This window comes from Variovorax paradoxus (assembly GCF_902712855.1).
GTDB classification, from domain to species: domain Bacteria; phylum Pseudomonadota; class Gammaproteobacteria; order Burkholderiales; family Burkholderiaceae_C; genus Variovorax; species Variovorax paradoxus_Q.
Genome location: NZ_LR743507.1, coordinates 4,629,666 through 4,645,822, shown reverse-complemented (window position 1 = coordinate 4,645,822; position 16,157 = coordinate 4,629,666). Strand labels below are relative to the sequence as shown.

The following is a 16,157-nucleotide window of genomic DNA, read 5'->3' as shown; positions in this document are numbered from 1 at the left end:
GGGCGGCCTTTTTCATTTCCGAAAGGCAAATCATGGCAGCACCTCCCGCAAGAACCGGCTTGGCCGACACCTACCCGAACCCGTCGAATGCCACGTTCCGCACGGCCATCGGTGCACTGTGGGACTACGTCACCGGGCTGTTGGGCGCGACCGGAAACGCAGCGGAGGCGCGCGTCGCCCTCGGCATCGGTCCGGTGATCAGCTTCCGAAATCTGCTGATCAATGGGAATTTCGCCATCAACCAGCGGGCCTACGTTTCGGGTGCGAACACGACTGGCGCGAACCAGTACACGCTGGATCGTTGGCGCATCCCTACGTCGGGGCAAAACGCGACATTCGGGGCGGCCTCGCCTGATCGCACTGTCACCTTCCCAGCAAGCGGGGGTGAGCAGGTCATCGAGGGTGCCAACATTGTGGGCGGCGTCTACACCCTGAGCTGGACCGGCGCCGCAACCGCTACGGTCAATGGCGCTGCCATCACCAATGGCGGGAATACCGCTTCGTTGCCAGCGAACACGAACGTGACCGTGAAATTCGTTGGCGCAGTCGGCCAGGCGCAGTTCGAACTCGGCACTGTTCCCACGCCCTTCGAGCGCCGGCCGGTGTCTTTCGAAGAGTTGCTGTGCCGCCGGTACTTCCAGCTGGTCTACACGGGCGTGCGTTTCTTTGCGACGGGTGCTGGCCAAGGTGCATCGGCTCAAGTGAACCTTCCGGTCGTGATGCGAGCTACACCGACCGTTGCGACGTTCACGGCGGGTTCTGCTGGAAACGCGGCGACGTTTTCATATGTCGCCGCGACTATCCGGGGATTCCGGCTCGAGCTTTCGAGTTCCTCGGCGGGTGACTCTTTCGCCTTTGACTTTCTTACTTCTGCCTCTGCGGAGCTCTGAGCCATGTACATCCTCTACCCCGACTATGTCCTGCGCCAATCCGACGACGCGCGCATTCCGCTGGACCCCGAGAACGCCGACTACTTGGCCTTCGTCGAGTGGGCGGCCGACAACGAACCGGCGTTGCCCGCCGGGCCCACCCTCGAGCAGCGCGCGGCGGTGCTGCTGGCCGGCGTCGATGCGCACCTGAACGCTGCCGCGCGTGCCAAGGGCTACGACAGCATCCTGAGCGCATCGGTGCGCGCAGCGCTACCGGAGAGCCCTTTCCACGCGGACGGAGTCGCATTCGGAACCTGGATGGATCAGGTCTATGCAGCCTGCTACCAGCTGATGGCGGCGGTGCAGGCCGGCAACACCGAGGAACCGACGCTCGAGCAGTTGATCGCGATGCTGCCGGCCGCGCCGGTGTTCGACTGAGGGCCTGCCCATGATTCACACCATCGACGAAGCGCGTGAGTACGCACGGCGGGCCTTCAGCCTTCCTCGTGATCAGGATCGCACCGAGGTGCGCATCTACGCCACCATGCTCACGGTCGGGCTCGCATTGATGCTGTGCGAGCCGATCTTCTACCTGCTGACGGTCCCGGATTCGCTGATCTCGACGGTGTCGAAGCTGGTGCAGCCGTCGCACTGGATCGTCGTCGGTGTCTACGGCTTCTCGCTTCTCGCTGTGTTGCCACACCTGTTCATGCTGTGTGTGATGCCTGGCCGACTTTCGCTTCGCTGGCCGCGCCAGTGCGCAGGGTGGGCGGCATATGCCGCGTGCTGCATGTGGATCTTCCTCGCCTACAAGGCCTACCCGCTCGACTACGGCCTGTTGTGGGCCGCCTACCTCGTGCGCGCACTTTGCTCCGTGTCGCTCGCTTTCGCGTTCGGCTTCTCCGTCAACGCCCAGGACCTCCGCGACTATGCTGCAAAAGAACCCTGAACGCTTCTTCATCGCCTGGCTGTGCTGCTGGAGCGCCATCTGCTATGCGAACACCTCGCTGACGCAGGACATGCTCGCCTACGATTTCGTGTCGTTGGGCATCTCGGCCTTGGCGGGACTCGCCGGCGGCTCCGCGCGCACGCTGCTCTACTTGATGGGCCGCGCGAACTTGGTCGGCAACACGCGGCTTCTGCTGCTGAAGGACCTTGGCGTCTCGCTGATCTGCGGCGTCATCGGTTATGTGGTCGTGCAGGGCTGGAACGAGTTCGCCAGCGTCGAGCGGTTCGGCATCGAGCTCCCGGCCGTGACCAAAGATCTGCGCCTGCTGGTGCTGCTCGTGTGCGGCTACGCGCCGAAGTGGGCCTTCTCGAAGGTCCACAGCCTGGCCGAGGCCGCAGCGAACCGTGCGCAGAAAACCATCCAGGGAAATCCTGACCCGATTACGGACGTCGCTCCGCTGGGAGACAAATGATGGATGCACAGACACTCGCGCGCTGCACCGGCGCGCAACTCGGCCGCGCCCAGATTTTCGCCGACTTTCTGTCGGCCGGCATGGCCTTCTACATGATCGACACGCCGCTGCGCCAGGCGATGTTTCTGGCGAATGTGGGGCACGAGTCCGCCCGGCTGCAGTACACGACCGAGCTCTGGGGGCCGACGGCGGCGCAGAAGGGCTACGAGGGCCGGAAGGATCTCGGCAACACCCAGGCCGGTGATGGCTCGCGCTTCCGCGGTCATGGCCTCATCCAGACCACGGGCCGGGCCAACCATGCTGCGGCTCGGGATCGCCTGCGCGCCCGCTTCCCGATCGTGCCCGACTTCGTGGAGCACCCAGAGCAGCTGGCAGACCCGCAGTGGGCGGCGCTCTCAGCCTGCGACTACATCGACATGCGAGGCCTCAATGCGGTGGCCGACTCGGGCAACTTCCGTGAGTATGTGCGCCGAATCAATGGTGGCTTCAACGGCATGGAAGACCGGGAAGCGCTCTACGCTGGCGCACGCGCCGCGCTGGGGCTCGCATGAACGCCGGCCGCTGGTGTTGCTACTGCGGCGCAGAGGGCCACACCGCGAAGGAATGCCCATGGCTGCAGCGCTGACCTGGGCTGTCGGAAATTGGCGGTTGATCGCTGTCGCCGGCCTGCTGGCGCTGCTGGGCCTGCAGACCGTGCGCCTCGCAGAGCAGCGCAGCGACTCCGCCGCGGCGCGCACTGAGCTGGCCGAATACCGCGCCACTGCGGCCGAGTCCGGCCGCTTGGCCGAGCGCGCGCAGCGCACCCTCGAACATACATGGCGCACTCGCGTCGATGGAGTGATTCAAGATGGTCAAAAACAGATTGCCGCTGCCCGTGTTGATGCTGATCGCGCTGGGGATGCTGCTCGCCAGCTGCAGCAGCAACTCGCCGCCTATCGCGCCGCCGTCCGTGCAGCCAGCGCAGCGCCCGCCGCTGCCGCCGGAGGGCCGCCAGCCGCCGACCCCCTCGATCTGCTTGCCGACCTGTTCGGCCGCGCTGACGCTCGAGCGGGAGAGATGGCGCGAATCGCTGATGAACGCGGGGCCGCCGGCACCATCTGCGAGCGGCACGCCGACGCGGTGACGAGTCCATAAGACCCGCCACGGGTCATTTCTCGTCGTGCTGTTAGATTCCCTCCCAGCCCGCACCAATATGGGCATGGAGGAAGGACATTGACCAGCACGCAAAGCCCGCGAACTCTCGGGGACATGATCGCGAGCAGCGACAACAATTTCAACCTGATCCGACTAATCGCCGCCGCTGCCGTGGTGTTCGGCCATTCGTTTTGGATCTCACGCGCGTGGCAGGGGTTCGCAGACCCCGTCTCACTTGCCTTTCCGTTCCGGGAACTCTCGGGCAATCTCGGCGTGCATGCCTTCTTCCTCATCAGCGGCATTCTCATCGCGCAGAGCTGGTGCCGCACTGAGAACCCAGTGCAGTTCGTGACTCAACGCGTCGCGCGCATCTTCCCTGCGCTGATCGTCTGCCTTGTGTTCTCCGCATACGTTGTTGGTGCCCTCGGCACCACGGCCCCACTGCGCAACTACTTTGCCAGCAAGCCAGTGCACGACTATGTGCTCAACAACCTGTCGCTGACAAACGTGCAGTGGAACATTCCCACGGTCTTCGGCGACGGCCCCTACGTGCAGGGAATGAACGGCTCGCTGTGGTCGCTGATCATCGAGATCCGGATGTACATCTTGGTCCTCGGGTTCGGTCTGCTGGGGTTGATCAGCGTGCAGAAACGCGTGGCAGCGGCGGTGACTGCTGCAATGCTCTTTGCTCTGTTTCTGCTGTACCGCCCGCTTTTCGGCCACCACTTGAGCACCATGTCTGACGGCTTCGTGCCGGTCTTCTACTTCCTGGGGGGCGTTTTCGTGTATGCGCTCCGCGACGTGGTCGCAGTGAGATTGAAGCATGTGGCGTTGTTGTTTCTGGCGATCTTCTTGGTGCCCGCACCGAGTGCTCACATCGTCTTCCATTTCTTCTTCGGAGCCCTGGTGCTCTGGGTTGGCGGTCTTCGTTCGCTCGCCGCGCGGGTGAAGGTTCAGAACGACTTCTCTTACGGGATCTTCCTGTACGGGTTCCCAGTTCAACAACTGCTCGCATTGCGCTTCCCGAGCTTGAACCCCTATGGCCTGTTCGTGGTGGCCATGGCCGTTGTGACAGTGCTGGCCGCGCTGAGCTGGTTCTTCATCGAGCGGCCATTGCTGCGCGCTCCGCGGCTGATATTCGGCAGTGGCCGAAAGCTCGCAGGGGACGACCAAGTGGGGAAAGGCCCGGCCCGGCGGCATGCTGTTGCCGCATTGGCGGTAGTCCTGCTTTGCGTGGCGGTGCCGTTCGGTGCGTCGAAGTTGGCCGAGTCGCGCCAGCGGGCGCGCGTCGATGCGCCCACCTTCACGATCTTCAGGTACGGGCCCACTGCCACGCCCCGTGGCGCGACGTTCAATGTGCAGCCCGACGGTCGGTCGGCGCTCTGGATCGAGGTCGACGCGCCCGTAGACCCGTCGGCTTACGTTGTGCTCAACGGCAGAAAGCTGGAAAGCTCGCCCGGGAAAATGGGTATATCGGCTTTCGTGCCGGCGGACATGGTGAAAGACCCAGGCGTTCTGAAGTTGTCCGTCGAGTGGTTCGAGATCGGCCGCTTTATGAAGAGCAACACAGTGGAAATTCTCGTCCAATAGCTATGGCAGCCCGCCACGCGGCTCGGCCTCAGTCGGGCATGTCGTCATCGTTCACGTCGAAACCGGTGCTGCTGCGCACCTCCATGCGCTGTAGCACCGCATAGCCCGGTTCGGGGTCGACCACACACCACCAGGTCTGCAGCGTCCGGATCGACTTGCTCTTCGCCCCGCGCGAGGTGATCTCGTAGCCCGAGATCAAGATGCCGCCCTCCTTGACCGTCAGCAGTCGCGCGTACTGCAAGGGCAGCAGGATGTCGCGCACCGGGCCATCCAACGGCAACAGCCGGGCCTGCATCGTCCGGCCCCAATAGTTCGGGTCTGCCCTGCGGAACTCGAGGACGCCAGGGGCGCCGGCCTTCCCGATCAGGCGCACGCGCGGCAGCCATTGGCCGTGTGATCGAAGGGTGAGGACATGGCAGAACACTGTATGAATATACAGCTTTCAGCTCCTCGCGCCTTGAATAGATACTTTCCGGCTCTCTCCCTCTGGCGCAGGCCAGGAGGAATGGATTCGTGAATAGATACTAGGCCACCTTGGGCCCGAACTTCGAGTCTACGAAAGCCCGCATGGCGGCAATCAGCGGCGTCGAGCCGCTATGCCAGCACTCGGCGGCGACCCGGCGAAACCCGTCTAGGTTTTCGTCTCCGGCGTCAGACGATGCCTGCCACCCTGCAAACCAGACAGTGGTCGCATCGCCTCGGGTCACCGCTATTCCTTCTCGTTCGATGATCTTCCCGCCGTCCGCCCAGTCGGTGGACGGCATGTAGCGCATCTGCGATTCTTGGCTGGGCGACATTCCCTCGGCTCGTGCAACCCAGTAGTCGAGCATCGCCCCTTCCAGCTTCGATACTTCCATTTTCGGCTCCTGTTTTGTTGGAATGCTACCTCTGAGGTCCGCATAAACACTGGGGCTCGGATTCGCGCTTTGGAATATGCAGAGTAGCTGAAACCCGCGTCTTTGCTGGCTTCTGGTTCCGGCCTGTCACGCCGGGGGTCGCGGGTTCGAGTCCCGTCCACTCCGCCAGTCAGAAGCCCTTGCAGCTCAAACGAGTTGCAAGGGCTTTTCACTTTCTGGTTCAGTCCTTTCTGGCTTGGACACTCTTCCCCTTTCTTTCTTCCCGCCCAGATATTTGTTCGCAGTTGCGCGTGCTTGCGTGCGAGCGTTGAGGTCGTGAGTTCGCAAATAGGTGTTCGATGAAGACATGCAAGGTCTCATCGTCGAGAGCCGTTCCTGCATCCGGGGGTCAAGTTGCTTACGACAGGAAAGATCGAGCGGTACTCGGTGCTTTTGTCAGGAGGCCTTGAGTGCATAGACATGGCGCCTGTTGTCGTGCACACGTGAAATCCGACTTCCTGCGAAGTTCTGGTCGCCGCGCTGAACCAATGAGCGCAGCAGCCGTGGATAGCACCGTCCGCGGCACTTGGACTGACCTCGACGAGCGCCATCTCTGACTGCTATCGAACTTCATCCGTTGAAAGTCGCACGTTGAGGACCGACTTGCGCCGCGCCAAAAAGCTTGCGGCGCAAAGCTGCAACCAACGCAAAAGACTTCCTGGCATGCAACTCGAGCGCATCTCGCTGTAGCTGCGAAGCGACCGCGTTACATCCGGGCTCTCGCAGTCGAATACACTCCGGGCCGCTTGCAGCTTGTATTTGTGCTGCGCCGCCATAGGCAACATGGCGAAATCAAACCTATCAGGAAACTCAGTTGAACCGCATCGAACTCGTCGAAAAAATCGTCACCGCTCACAACCTCAGCAAGGCAGAAGCCGCGCGCATCCTCGAGACTGTCACCAGCTCGATCGTCGCTGCAGTGAAGAAGGGTGACCCCGTGCAGATCGTCGGCTTCGGCACCTTCAAGCAAGTTGCTCGCGCCGCACGTTCGGGCTTTAACCCCAGCGCTGGTACCAAGATCAAGATCGCTGCACAGAAAGTGCCGAAGTTCGTGCCGGGCGCTGCCTTCAAGGCGGCTGTGGACCCCAAGGCTGCGAAGCGCAAGGCCGACAGCAAGGCTGTTGCAGCCAAGCCCGCAGCGAAGAAGGCCGCCCCCGCCAAGAAGGCGGCTGCCAAGAAGAAGTAATAGCTGACAGTGACGACACGTGCCGCGGCCTCGCCGGCCGCGCGTGCACCAAAGCAGAAACGGCCCCTCGGGGCCGTTTTTCTTTGGAGCTGCCGTGACACAGCAGCCGGCAAGCTCAATCGGGTTCGATCACGCCTTCGCTGAGAAAACGCTGGTACTCGGCAATCGGTATCGCCGTCGTCTGTGCGCTGCCGCCGTCACCCCAGCTCAGTACGGCGCTGTCGGGCGCAAGCTGGATCTCGATCGGTCCTCTGGGGATAAGAATCAGGGGGCCGTCGCCGGCTCTGTACTCGACGTCTCCGGTCACTTTCGCATTGGCTGGCATAGGCGTTCCTCGGGGTTCGATGGTCGGGGTGCTGGAATATCGCTCGGTGCCCAGCTTACACGGCCTGCGGCGATGCCGGGTCATCGGGCCGCGACGATGTGTGTAGGTCTGTTTGCTGCTAAGGCCATGAAGACGCATCGGGTCACCCGCGCCCCGGGGGCGCCTTGTGTGATGAGGCTCCAGAGTCCTTGGTAGGCAACGACGCGAGCGTCAACGAAGCGCGGCGACAAGCGACTCCCTGAACAAGCGCAGCGACAACTTCACCCCGACCAGCAGCGCTGTCAGGCGTTCCGCGGCGATGAGAGGACGATGTCAGCACCCGTCGTGCCACACGGCCCACACCTTTCCCTGCGCTTCCCCGATGTCGTCGAGTGCGCGGTCGCCTCAAGCGACCGACACCAGGCGCATCGGCTGCGCCTTGCCGTAAGCCAGGCTGCGCCATACCCACTCTGCTGGCCCGAAGCGAAAGCGCCCCAGCCACCAGCAGCTGAACAGCGCCTGCAGCACGAACATCGCGACTCCGAACAGCAAGACGCCGACAAGTCCGAACTGCGGCCCGAGGCCCAGGCCGACGCCATAGAACAGGCCGAGTCCGAAGAGTGTCTGTGCGATGTAGTTGGTGAGTGCCATGCGGCCCATGGGCGCCAACCTGCGCAGCCAATGGCGCCAGGCGGCTTGCTGGAACAGCAGCACGAAGGCCGACATGTAGAACAGGCCTTGCGCCAGCGGCGCCGCCTCCTGCAGCAGTCGGGCCAGCGGCACGCCTGCACCTTCGCGCAGCCATTCGGCCACCGCGCCGGTGCCGTTGTGGTCCCGGAGCACGAGCAGCACGGCAGCGGCCACGCCCGTGCCGACGCTCGCGCGCAGCATCCGAATCCAGAAGCGCCGATGCACGATCGATTCCTGCAGCACTCCGGCGCGCCCGATCGCCATGCCGATCAGCAGCCCACCGAGCACGAGCAGCGGCAGCGACCACACGGCGACGCGCATGTGCCTGTCGCGCGCCAGATTGCCTTGCAGCATCGTCGCCCAGTCGCCGCTGACGAAGGCGCTCCATGCCGCTGCAGAGGCTTGCATCCGGGTAGCCTGCGTGGGCAGCAGCCCCGGCAGCCACGGCTGAAGCAGCACCGGGAGCACCACGGCAGTGCCGATGCCAAGCACGGCCAGCGTGCGCGGCGACAGCTTCGTGAACGCCAGCAGCATCAGGCCGAGCAACGCGTAGCAGCGCAGGGTGTCGCCCCACCAGAAGAGATAGGCGTGCACCAGGCCGATCGCGAGCAGCACCAGCATGCGTCGGGCGTGCAGGCGCATGACATGAGTGCGTGAACCGAAAGTCGCGTCGCGCCGATTCAGTTGCATAGCGAAGCCGGCCCCGAAGAGCAGGGTGAAGAGGGTGATCGACTTTGCGTCGACCAGCAGTTCCATTGCCAGCGCGATCACGCGGTCCCAAGCCGCGGTGGGCAGCGCGTCGCGCTGCGACGGAGAAATGAACTCGTACAGGGAGAAGCTGCGCAGGTTGACCAGCAGTACGCCGAGCAGTGCGAAACCACGCAACGCGTCGAGCAGTTCAAGGCGCCGTGCGGCGGGCGCTGGCGACGCGATCGCAACGTGCGCAATGGTGTTCAAGGAATTCAACGAGCCGCCTGCAGTCGAATAGCGGGGCAGCCTTGCGGGATCGAGTGTCATCAGGGTGCGCAGGGTCGGGTGCCGAAGGGCGGGCGACCACAGGGCGCCCGCCACGGACCTGCGATGCTATGAATCCGCATTGCACGAACATTGCGACGCGCGACCGGCTCTACGCCTGTCGCCCTCCCGCGCATCGGCGCGTCGGCGCTCAGAGCGTCATGTTCTGCTCGACGTCCAGCGCCTTGCGGCGTGCCAACGCGAGGTTCGACTTGGCCTTGTCGAGCACCAGGTAGACGAACAGGCCTTCCTTCTTCTGCATCGGCCGGATGATGTGGTACTGCCTGCCGAGCGTGATGAGGATGTCCTCGATGACGTCGTTCAGCCCCAGGTCGCGCATGGTGCGCAGCTTGGCGCGCACGACCTCGGTGTTGCCGGCGGCCGCCACTTCGAGGTCGACGCCCGACCCGATCTGGCCCAGGATCATGCCGCTGCTCGAATCCACCAGCGCCGCGCACAACGCACCGTCGCAGGTCATCAGGTCGTCCATGGATTGCTTGATATTTGCCATCGAGATCTTTCGTAGTGCCTCGCCCTTGGAGTCTGCAGCCGCCCGGGCGAAGAGACGAGCGGCTGCCGGTGTCGAGCGGGTGCGGCGCTGCCGGATGGCGGCCTCAGGCGTGCTGCAGCGCGAGCGCTGCCTGCTTCGCGAAGTACAGGACCTGGCCGATGATGGCTTCCTTGCCGGCCACGACGCTCATGATCAGCGTGACCTCCGGATGGCGCGCCTGCAGCATCAGGATGTGGCCGTGCGTGGCCTCGATGGTCACGTTGTCGCAGTCGCCGAGATCGCTTTCTTCCCCGGCGACGGCACCCAGTGCGGCCAGCGAGCTTGCAATGGCCGACAGCCGCGCCACCTGCGCGGTGTTCTCGACGCGGGCAGCGAGCTCGAGGCCGTCTTCGGTCGAGATGACGACAGCTTTCACTCCCTTGATTTCGCGCATCAGCGTGTCGATGGCGGATTCGGCGGCGAGCTTGATCTTGGGGGTGATGTTCATGGGTGCTCGAAATGGACGAAAAAGATCAGGCCTCGAGTTGAAGAAGGAGCAGTTCCAGCAACTGGACGACCTGCTGGGGGTCGGTCACGTTGGCCGGGAGCACCGGACACAGCACGCCCCTGGCCTCGGCACGCCGCGCGTAGGCGTCGATGTCGGGCTGCGGATGTGTTTCCATGCGTCCCACAGCCACGACGCATGCGGTGGTGGCGATGAGCTCCGAGAAGCCGTCGAGGTAGACGTCGAGGTCGGCCAGCGGGTCGGGCCGGCTGTTGTCGACCAGGATCACCAGGCCGAGTGCGCCGCGCGCCAGGATGCGCCACATGAAGTCGAAGCGCATCTGCCCTGGCGTGCCGTACAGCCGCAGCTTCTCTCCGTTGTCGAGCGTGAGCTCGCCGTAGTCGAGCCCGACCGTGGTCGTGGCCTTGGCGACCGAGGTGTCGCTGTTTCGCACGTCGGTGCTCACCGGCGGAATCTCGCTGACGGCGCCGATGGCGGTGGTCTTGCCGGCGCCCATGGTGCCGGTGAAGAGGATCTTGTGTTCGACGGTCATCGGGGACCTGGGGCCAGCAGGCCGAGGCGGTTGCGGATGCGGGCCAGGAGGCCGGGCTGCACGGTTTCGCGCAGTGCCTGGCGCGAAGGCGCGGGGCGACTGTCAGGCCCGGTGCTGCCCGGGAAAAGAGAGTCGGGAAAAAGCGAAGAGGGAAAGATCGAAGTTGCAAAGCCGCCTGCCTGCGCAGGTTCGGCCACGTTCTCGAGCAGGCCGCTGCGGCGCAGGTCGGCGATGAAGTCCAGGCACTCCTGGGTGGCGCGGCCCGAGCGTTGGCGCAGCACGCCCAGCGAGGTCGGCCGGCCGGTCATGAGGGTGGCCAGGCGGATGCGGTGCGGCGCTTCGAGCAGCGCAGCAGGCGGCCAGCGCAGCAGGCGGAACGCGTCGTCCTCGCCCGGCCCAGCCTCGATGGCAACCAGCCCCAGCCCGCGGGCGTGCACGACCATGGCGCCCAGGCGGTTGAGCGTCTGCTCGAGCGCATCGGCATGCAGCGGCAGTGCCAGGAAATGGCCCCCGCGCTGCGGATCGACCTGACCCACCGCCAGCACTGGCACGGCCGGCGCGCCGGTGGGCGGAGGCATTTGCTCGCCGACCACTCGCAGGTCGGCTTCGCCGGCTTTCCAGGCCCAGTGCTGATGGGTGCGGTGATCGAGCAGGCGGACCAGCGACTTGAACAGCAGTTCTTCGCGCGGCGGAAGGCCTTCGACGCTGAAGCTCAGCAAGGCGCGCTGGCCCTTTGGGGCAGGCTGGGCAGCGGTCGTCATGCCGACTCCAATAGCACCAACTTTGGGCGTGAATGCCGTTCGGATTGCAACTCAGGGCTCCCCTGGCTGGACTTCGGGGCATGCTTCAAGGCACGCCCGAAGTTAGTAATACAAGACTATCTGGATCGCTGGCACTAAAAATATAACACTTGTTGCAAATAAAAACACAAGATTACGAACCGAAGTTTGCGGCGTGTTGGCGGACATCTTGTCTTCTCGTAGGCCGAGTTCTCCTGCATGTCGCAGTCCGGTTTTCCGGTCCTAGCATCGATGCATCTGCCGCCGGCGGCAGACAAAGGCAGGTTTTCTTCGCCGATTCACGTTCTTTGCAAAGGATTCCGTCATGAAAGCCACGAACTTTCGAACCCTCGCGCTCTCGGCCGCTGTTGCAGCATGCAGCCTGGCTTTTGTCGGCTGTACGACGACGCGACCGCAGGACCAGGCCAGTGCCGCCACGTCACGAAGCTCCATCGACGCGCAGGTCGATGCCTCGCTGTCCAAGCTCTATGACTCCGTGAAGGGATCGCGCGAACTGGTCGCGCGTTCGAGCGGGGTGCTGGTGTTTCCCGCGGTAGTAGGGGGCAGCCTCGGCGTCGGCGCCGAATACGGCCGCGGCGCCTTGCGCGTGAACGGGCGCACGCAGTCCTACTACAGCACGACGGCCGGATCGGTCGGATTCCAGGCCGGCGCGCAGTCGAAGGCGGTGATCTACCTGTTCACCACGCAAGCAGCGCTGGACAAGTTCCGCAACAGCAAGGGCTGGACTGCCGGCGCCGATGCCACAGTGGCGCTGGCGACCATCGGCGCCAACGGCAGCATCGACACCAATACGCTGCGCCAGCCGGTGGTGGGGTTCGTGATGACGAACATCGGGCTCGAAGCCGGTGTCTCGCTCTCCGGCTCGAAGATCACCGAGATCCAGCTCTAGCCGTTTCGGCCTGACGCTTCACTGGCCGAGCTGCGCTCGCAGCTCGGCCACCTGCTTGCGCAGGGTGTCGTTCTCGGCCGTGAGTTCGGCCACGCGCTGTTCGAGCGCTTTCACCGGGTCGGTTGCTTCCGCCCCCGGCTCGTCATGCGACTCATCGCGCTGCTTCTTCTTCGATTCACGCACGCGCTTGGCAGCCTGCTTGAGTTCGTCCTTGCCGGCGATCGCGGCGGAAACCTGCTGCTCGGCCGGCAGTGTGGCCACCGCGGCTGCGGTGTTGATCGAAATTACGCCCGACTTCACGGCAGCCACCAGTTCCGGCGCGGCCTGCTTCTGGATCCTTTCGATCATTCCTACCTGATTGCTGCTCAGCCGCGCCGCGCGGGCAATGGCTTCACGGCTGTTCAACGGCGCGGGCGGCGGCACGGCGGTGGTGCTGCCGTCGGCGGGAGGATCGACGTCGAAGGGCGGGTCGGACGGATCGTGCGCGGCATCGGAAGACGAGGTCGACTGCGTCGCGGTGCGGGCGCGCTGCTGGTCGACGATGTCCTTCTTGCGCAGCGCCAGCACGCCGCGCAGGAAGTCGGAAATGCTGCGCCGGCCTAGGTGCTGGTCGATCATCCAGAGGTGCACGTCGTCGATCGACTTGAACCGCGTGTTCTGCACCGTCTGGAAAGGCAGTCCGTGCTTCTGGCAGATGCCGTAGCGGTTGTGGCCGTCCACCAGCACCTCGCCCCATAGCACCAGCGCATCGCGGCAGCCCTCGGCCAGGATGCTGCGTTCGAGCGCTTCGTATTCCTCCGGCGTCAGGGGATCGATATAGGCTTTGAGGTCTTCGTTGACGACGATGTTCATGAGGCTGGGGACGAAGGAAGCAGGCAAAGGGGCGGGATTTTAGTTGCCTGTGCCAAGGCAGATACGTCTTGCAACTTCGCTGGCCTTGGTGCGTGTCTCTGTTTGGTGCGGCTGAACGTCTATATGAGCAGAGACATCGCGAAATGGCGGCGTCATCCGTTCTCAAATAGTAATGATTCTTATTTCATATGCAGCCCTCGCCTGATCTGGATGGGCTGCATTCACGCCAATGCGCCTTGTGTGCGCCATTTCGAATTTCGACGCCGGGGCCCCATCTGGAGTTGTTCAAACATGCTGTCATTCACTGCCTCCGAGTCTTCGCTGGGAGATATATTCGTCGCCAACCGCGCCCAGCTCTGGCATGTTGCCCGCCGGATCGTGCGCACCACCGAACTCGCGGACGACGTCGTGCAGGACGCCTACCTTCGCATTGCCGACGGAGCCTGCGACCGCAAGATCGACAAGCCCATGGGCTACTGCTGCCAGGTGGTGCGCAACCTGGCGCTCGACCATTGCCGGCGGCAATCGCTCGAAGCGACCTACCGCACCTTCGACATCGACGTGGAAACGGTCGATGTCCCCGGTCCGCCGGCGCCGGACACTGTGATGCGCGACCGCCAGGTGGTCAGCCTGATCGAGCAGGCTCTGTCGCAGTTGCCCGCGCGAACCCGTGTCGCATTCCAGCTCTATCGCCTCGATGGCCTCACGCAGCGCGATATCGCGGCCCAGCTCGGTTGCGCGCTGGGGCTCGTGAATCGCCTCATCGCCGAAGCTGACGAAGCCATCGGCGCGATGCGCCATCTCATCAAGGACTGACGCGCGGCTGGCGTCCTCGCGCGCATGGGTGTAAGGTAAAAACCCATACACGCATGACCGAAGAGCAGGACGATCCCGTTTGGCGCGCCGCATGGGCGTGGGTGCGACGCGAGCACGACCGCGAAGGCTTCGACGAGGCCGCACGTGTCGAGCTGGTGACGTGGCTGCTTGCCGACCCGCTTCATCGAAAAGCCTACGACAAGGCTGCGCGCCTGTGGTTGCTCGCGGGCCTCGTGCCGCCGGTCGTCGACGTGGAGGCCTGGAAGAAGTCGCAGGCCAGGCCGTCGTCCCAAGAAGACGCCTGATCTCTGCGACAACCCCGCAACGGGGTGAACAGATTCGCGCCTGAACCGTCATGTTGATCAGAAGCGCAGCAATCCGGTAACGGCTGCCTGCCAGCCTCGTTCCCTGAGCGCTTCCCCAGATCAACTGCACAAGGGCTCGCCATGTCTACCAGCTGCTTCGACCGCGAAGACGAAACCTTCATCGTCCTGGTCAATCACGAAGACCAATATTCCATCTGGCCTCACTGGAAGGCCGTGCCCGGCGGCTGGAAGGCCATCGACGGCATCAAGGGCGACAAGAAGACCGCACTCGAATACGTCGAGAAGACCTGGACCGACATGCGCCCCAAGTCGCTTCGCGACTGGATGGCGGCACAGGAGGCCGCGCCTTCCGCAGAAGCCGCAGCCGGCTGATGAGCGTGCCGGAGAGGGTTTCGCTGCTGTGCCTGCCATGCGCGGGCGCCAGCGCAACGATGTACATGCGCTGGCGGCCGTTGCTGCCGCGCTGGATCGAGGTCGTGCCCATCGAGCTGCCGGGTCGCGGTACGCGCATGGGCGAAGCCTTCGTCGAAGACTTCGATGCGCTGGTCGCACGCATCTGCACCGAGCAGGCCGCTGCGCTGCGGGGCCGCTTCATGCTCTTCGGCCACAGCATGGGTGCGCTGCTGGTCTACGGCGTGGCGCAGCGGTTGCGTGCGCGGGGCTTGCCGCTGCCGCTCGCATTGCTTGCCTCGGGCAGTTCGGCGCCCTCGCAGCGCGACCCTGGGCGCCTTCCCGATACGCACGACGACGCTGCGCTGACCGCCGACCTGCGCAAGCAGGGCGGCACGCCCGAAGAGGTCTTCGCCAGTGCGGAGCTCATGCGGATCACCCTCGATACGCTGGGCGCCGACTACCGGGTCTGCGAGAGCTTCTCGTACGACGCGCGCGTGTCCGATGCGCCGCTGCCGCTGCCGATGCCGGTGCATGTCTTTGCAGGCCGCCAGGACGACATCGACGTGCCGCGCATGGAAGCCTGGTCCTCGCATGCCGGCGATGCGTTCACGCTCGACTGGTTCGATGGCGGCCACTTCTTCATCAGGCAGCGCGAGGCCGCGTTCCTCGACGCGCTGGTGCGGCGCGTGGGCCAGGCACTGGCCGGAGGGCGGCATGCATCCCATGCAGTTGCATGAGGCCTTGCCCGCGGGCATGGAGGTCTATCGCCTGGATTTCGACCTGACGCGCGATGCAGACCACGACCGCGACGGCTGGGCCGTGCTCTCGAGCCTCGAGCGCGAACGTGCATGCCGCTTCGCGCGGCGCGCCGATCGGGTGCGCTTCGCGTCCGTTCGCGCCGCCACGCGCCGCCTGCTGGCGCGCCGCCTGGGTTGCGGCCCCTGCGAGGTGCCGTTGCAGTCCGGTGTGCACGGCAAGCCTTTCGTCGATGCAGCCGGCAATGCGCCGCTGTTCAACGTGTCGCATTCGGGCGGGCACGCGCTCATCGTGCTGGCCGACGGCCGCGAGGTGAGCGAGGTGGGTGTCGACATCGAACAGTGCCGCGCCGACATCGATGCCGAGGCCCTGTACGAGCTGGCATTCACCGCGCAGGAGTCGCGCGAGGTGCGCGGCGCGGCCGATCCGTTGCAGGCCCTCTACCTGCGCTGGGTCGGCAAGGAGGCGCTGCTGAAGGCCGTCGGCGTCGGCGTGGCCGAGCACCTGCTGTGCGTCGGAATTCATCCGCTGGCGAGTGGGGCCTTGTCCATCGCTTCCACCGTGCCCGGCTGGTCCGGCTTCACCGCCATCGCGCTGCCTGCACCCGCGGGCTACGCGGCGGCATTGGCCTGGCGCACCCAGGCGTCCGCATGAGTGAACGCCGACGGCCGCA

Annotated in this window: 22 protein-coding genes and 1 pseudogene; 14 read left to right on the top strand and 9 right to left on the bottom strand. The window is 64.6% G+C overall.

The window, feature by feature from the left end:
• Positions 1–59: 59 nt before the first annotated feature.
• From AACL56_RS21650 to AACL56_RS21620, 7 genes are all read left to right on the top strand, one after another.
• Positions 60–890, top strand: coding sequence for a hypothetical protein (locus AACL56_RS21650; RefSeq protein WP_339091860.1), 831 nt, complete (start codon positions 60–62; stop codon positions 888–890).
• A gap of 3 nt (positions 891–893) precedes the next feature.
• Positions 894–1,307, top strand: a complete 414-nt coding sequence (locus AACL56_RS21645) for a hypothetical protein (protein ID WP_339091859.1) — start codon at positions 894–896, stop codon at positions 1,305–1,307.
• A 10-nt stretch (positions 1,308–1,317) separates the two neighbouring features.
• Positions 1,318–1,818: a hypothetical protein gene (locus AACL56_RS21640; protein WP_339091857.1), complete on the top strand. Its 501-nt coding sequence runs from the start codon at positions 1,318–1,320 to the stop codon at positions 1,816–1,818.
• Positions 1,799–2,290 (top strand): hypothetical protein, encoded by a 492-nt coding sequence (locus AACL56_RS21635; RefSeq protein ID WP_339091856.1) that lies wholly within the window; start codon positions 1,799–1,801, stop codon positions 2,288–2,290. Before AACL56_RS21640 ends, AACL56_RS21635 begins: the two co-directional genes overlap by 20 nt.
• Positions 2,290–2,841, top strand: coding sequence for a glycoside hydrolase family 19 protein (locus tag AACL56_RS21630; RefSeq protein WP_339091855.1), 552 nt, complete (start codon positions 2,290–2,292; stop codon positions 2,839–2,841). The genes AACL56_RS21635 and AACL56_RS21630 overlap by 1 nt, the downstream gene beginning before the upstream one ends.
• 58 nt (positions 2,842–2,899) lie before the next feature.
• Complete coding sequence (locus AACL56_RS21625; RefSeq protein ID WP_339091854.1) at positions 2,900–3,424, top strand: DUF2514 family protein; 525 nt, start codon at positions 2,900–2,902, stop codon at positions 3,422–3,424.
• Between the two features lie 78 nt (positions 3,425–3,502).
• A complete protein-coding gene (locus tag AACL56_RS21620; protein WP_339091853.1) occupies positions 3,503–5,014 on the top strand; it encodes an acyltransferase in 1,512 nt (503 codons plus the stop codon).
• A 28-nt stretch (positions 5,015–5,042) separates the two neighbouring features.
• Here the strand turns inward: AACL56_RS21620 and AACL56_RS21615 are convergent, their stop codons facing one another.
• Both AACL56_RS21615 and AACL56_RS21610 read right to left on the bottom strand, forming a co-directional pair.
• Complete coding sequence (locus tag AACL56_RS21615) at positions 5,043–5,387, bottom strand: hypothetical protein (protein ID WP_339091852.1); 345 nt, start codon at positions 5,385–5,387, stop codon at positions 5,043–5,045.
• 151 nt (positions 5,388–5,538) lie between these two features.
• Positions 5,539–5,871: a phage protein NinX family protein gene (locus AACL56_RS21610; protein ID WP_339091851.1), complete on the bottom strand. Its 333-nt coding sequence runs from the start codon at positions 5,869–5,871 to the stop codon at positions 5,539–5,541.
• An 847-nt stretch (positions 5,872–6,718) separates the two neighbouring features.
• Between AACL56_RS21610 and AACL56_RS21605 the strand changes: the two are divergent.
• Positions 6,719–7,096, top strand: a pseudogene (locus AACL56_RS21605) (HU family DNA-binding protein); the annotation flags it as partial.
• Between the two features lie 115 nt (positions 7,097–7,211).
• On the opposite strand, the gene AACL56_RS21600 reads toward AACL56_RS21605, so the two are convergent.
• The 6 genes from AACL56_RS21600 to AACL56_RS21575 form a co-directional block, all read right to left on the bottom strand.
• The gene (locus tag AACL56_RS21600) at positions 7,212–7,421 is read right to left on the bottom strand and encodes a hypothetical protein (RefSeq protein ID WP_339091850.1); all 210 of its coding nucleotides are present in this window, start codon (positions 7,419–7,421) and stop codon (positions 7,212–7,214) included.
• A gap of 384 nt (positions 7,422–7,805) precedes the next feature.
• Positions 7,806–9,056 (bottom strand): DUF418 domain-containing protein, encoded by a 1,251-nt coding sequence (locus AACL56_RS21595; protein ID WP_339091849.1) that lies wholly within the window; start codon positions 9,054–9,056, stop codon positions 7,806–7,808.
• Between the two features lie 199 nt (positions 9,057–9,255).
• The gene (locus tag AACL56_RS21590) at positions 9,256–9,615 is read right to left on the bottom strand and encodes a hypothetical protein (protein WP_339091848.1); all 360 of its coding nucleotides are present in this window, start codon (positions 9,613–9,615) and stop codon (positions 9,256–9,258) included.
• Between the two features lie 103 nt (positions 9,616–9,718).
• Positions 9,719–10,102, bottom strand: coding sequence for a roadblock/LC7 domain-containing protein (locus tag AACL56_RS21585; RefSeq protein ID WP_339091847.1), 384 nt, complete (start codon positions 10,100–10,102; stop codon positions 9,719–9,721).
• Between the two features lie 25 nt (positions 10,103–10,127).
• Positions 10,128–10,652: a GTP-binding protein gene (locus AACL56_RS21580; protein ID WP_339091846.1), complete on the bottom strand. Its 525-nt coding sequence runs from the start codon at positions 10,650–10,652 to the stop codon at positions 10,128–10,130.
• Positions 10,649–11,413 (bottom strand): hypothetical protein, encoded by a 765-nt coding sequence (locus tag AACL56_RS21575; protein WP_339091845.1) that lies wholly within the window; start codon positions 11,411–11,413, stop codon positions 10,649–10,651. The genes AACL56_RS21580 and AACL56_RS21575 overlap by 4 nt, the downstream gene beginning before the upstream one ends.
• Before the next feature lie 343 nt (positions 11,414–11,756).
• Between AACL56_RS21575 and AACL56_RS21570 the strand changes: the two genes are divergently transcribed.
• Positions 11,757–12,341 carry a BPSL1445 family SYLF domain-containing lipoprotein gene (locus AACL56_RS21570; protein WP_339091844.1) on the top strand — a complete coding sequence of 195 codons (585 nt, stop codon included), beginning with the start codon at positions 11,757–11,759 and terminating at the stop codon, positions 12,339–12,341.
• An 18-nt stretch (positions 12,342–12,359) separates the two neighbouring features.
• On the opposite strand, the gene AACL56_RS21565 is transcribed toward AACL56_RS21570, so the two are convergent.
• Positions 12,360–13,193 (bottom strand): plasmid replication/partition related protein, encoded by an 834-nt coding sequence (locus AACL56_RS21565; RefSeq protein ID WP_339091843.1) that lies wholly within the window; start codon positions 13,191–13,193, stop codon positions 12,360–12,362.
• Positions 13,194–13,484: 291 nt separating this feature from the next.
• On the opposite strand from AACL56_RS21565, the gene AACL56_RS21560 reads away from it, so the two are divergent.
• The 5 genes from AACL56_RS21560 to AACL56_RS21540 all read left to right on the top strand — a co-directional run bounded on the left by AACL56_RS21560 (position 13,485) and on the right by AACL56_RS21540 (position 16,138).
• Positions 13,485–14,009, top strand: coding sequence for a sigma-70 family RNA polymerase sigma factor (locus AACL56_RS21560; protein WP_339091842.1), 525 nt, complete (start codon positions 13,485–13,487; stop codon positions 14,007–14,009).
• 53 nt (positions 14,010–14,062) lie between these two features.
• Complete coding sequence (locus AACL56_RS21555; protein WP_339091841.1) at positions 14,063–14,314, top strand: DUF4880 domain-containing protein; 252 nt, start codon at positions 14,063–14,065, stop codon at positions 14,312–14,314.
• A 141-nt stretch (positions 14,315–14,455) separates the two neighbouring features.
• Positions 14,456–14,707, top strand: a complete 252-nt coding sequence (locus AACL56_RS21550; protein ID WP_339091840.1) for an MbtH family protein — start codon at positions 14,456–14,458, stop codon at positions 14,705–14,707.
• Positions 14,707–15,465 (top strand): thioesterase II family protein, encoded by a 759-nt coding sequence (locus AACL56_RS21545; RefSeq protein ID WP_339091839.1) that lies wholly within the window; start codon positions 14,707–14,709, stop codon positions 15,463–15,465. The genes AACL56_RS21550 and AACL56_RS21545 overlap by 1 nt, the downstream gene beginning before the upstream one ends.
• A complete protein-coding gene (locus tag AACL56_RS21540) occupies positions 15,443–16,138 on the top strand; it encodes a 4'-phosphopantetheinyl transferase family protein (RefSeq protein ID WP_339091838.1) in 696 nt (231 codons plus the stop codon). The genes AACL56_RS21545 and AACL56_RS21540 overlap by 23 nt, the downstream gene beginning before the upstream one ends.
• Positions 16,139–16,157 lie beyond the last annotated feature (19 nt).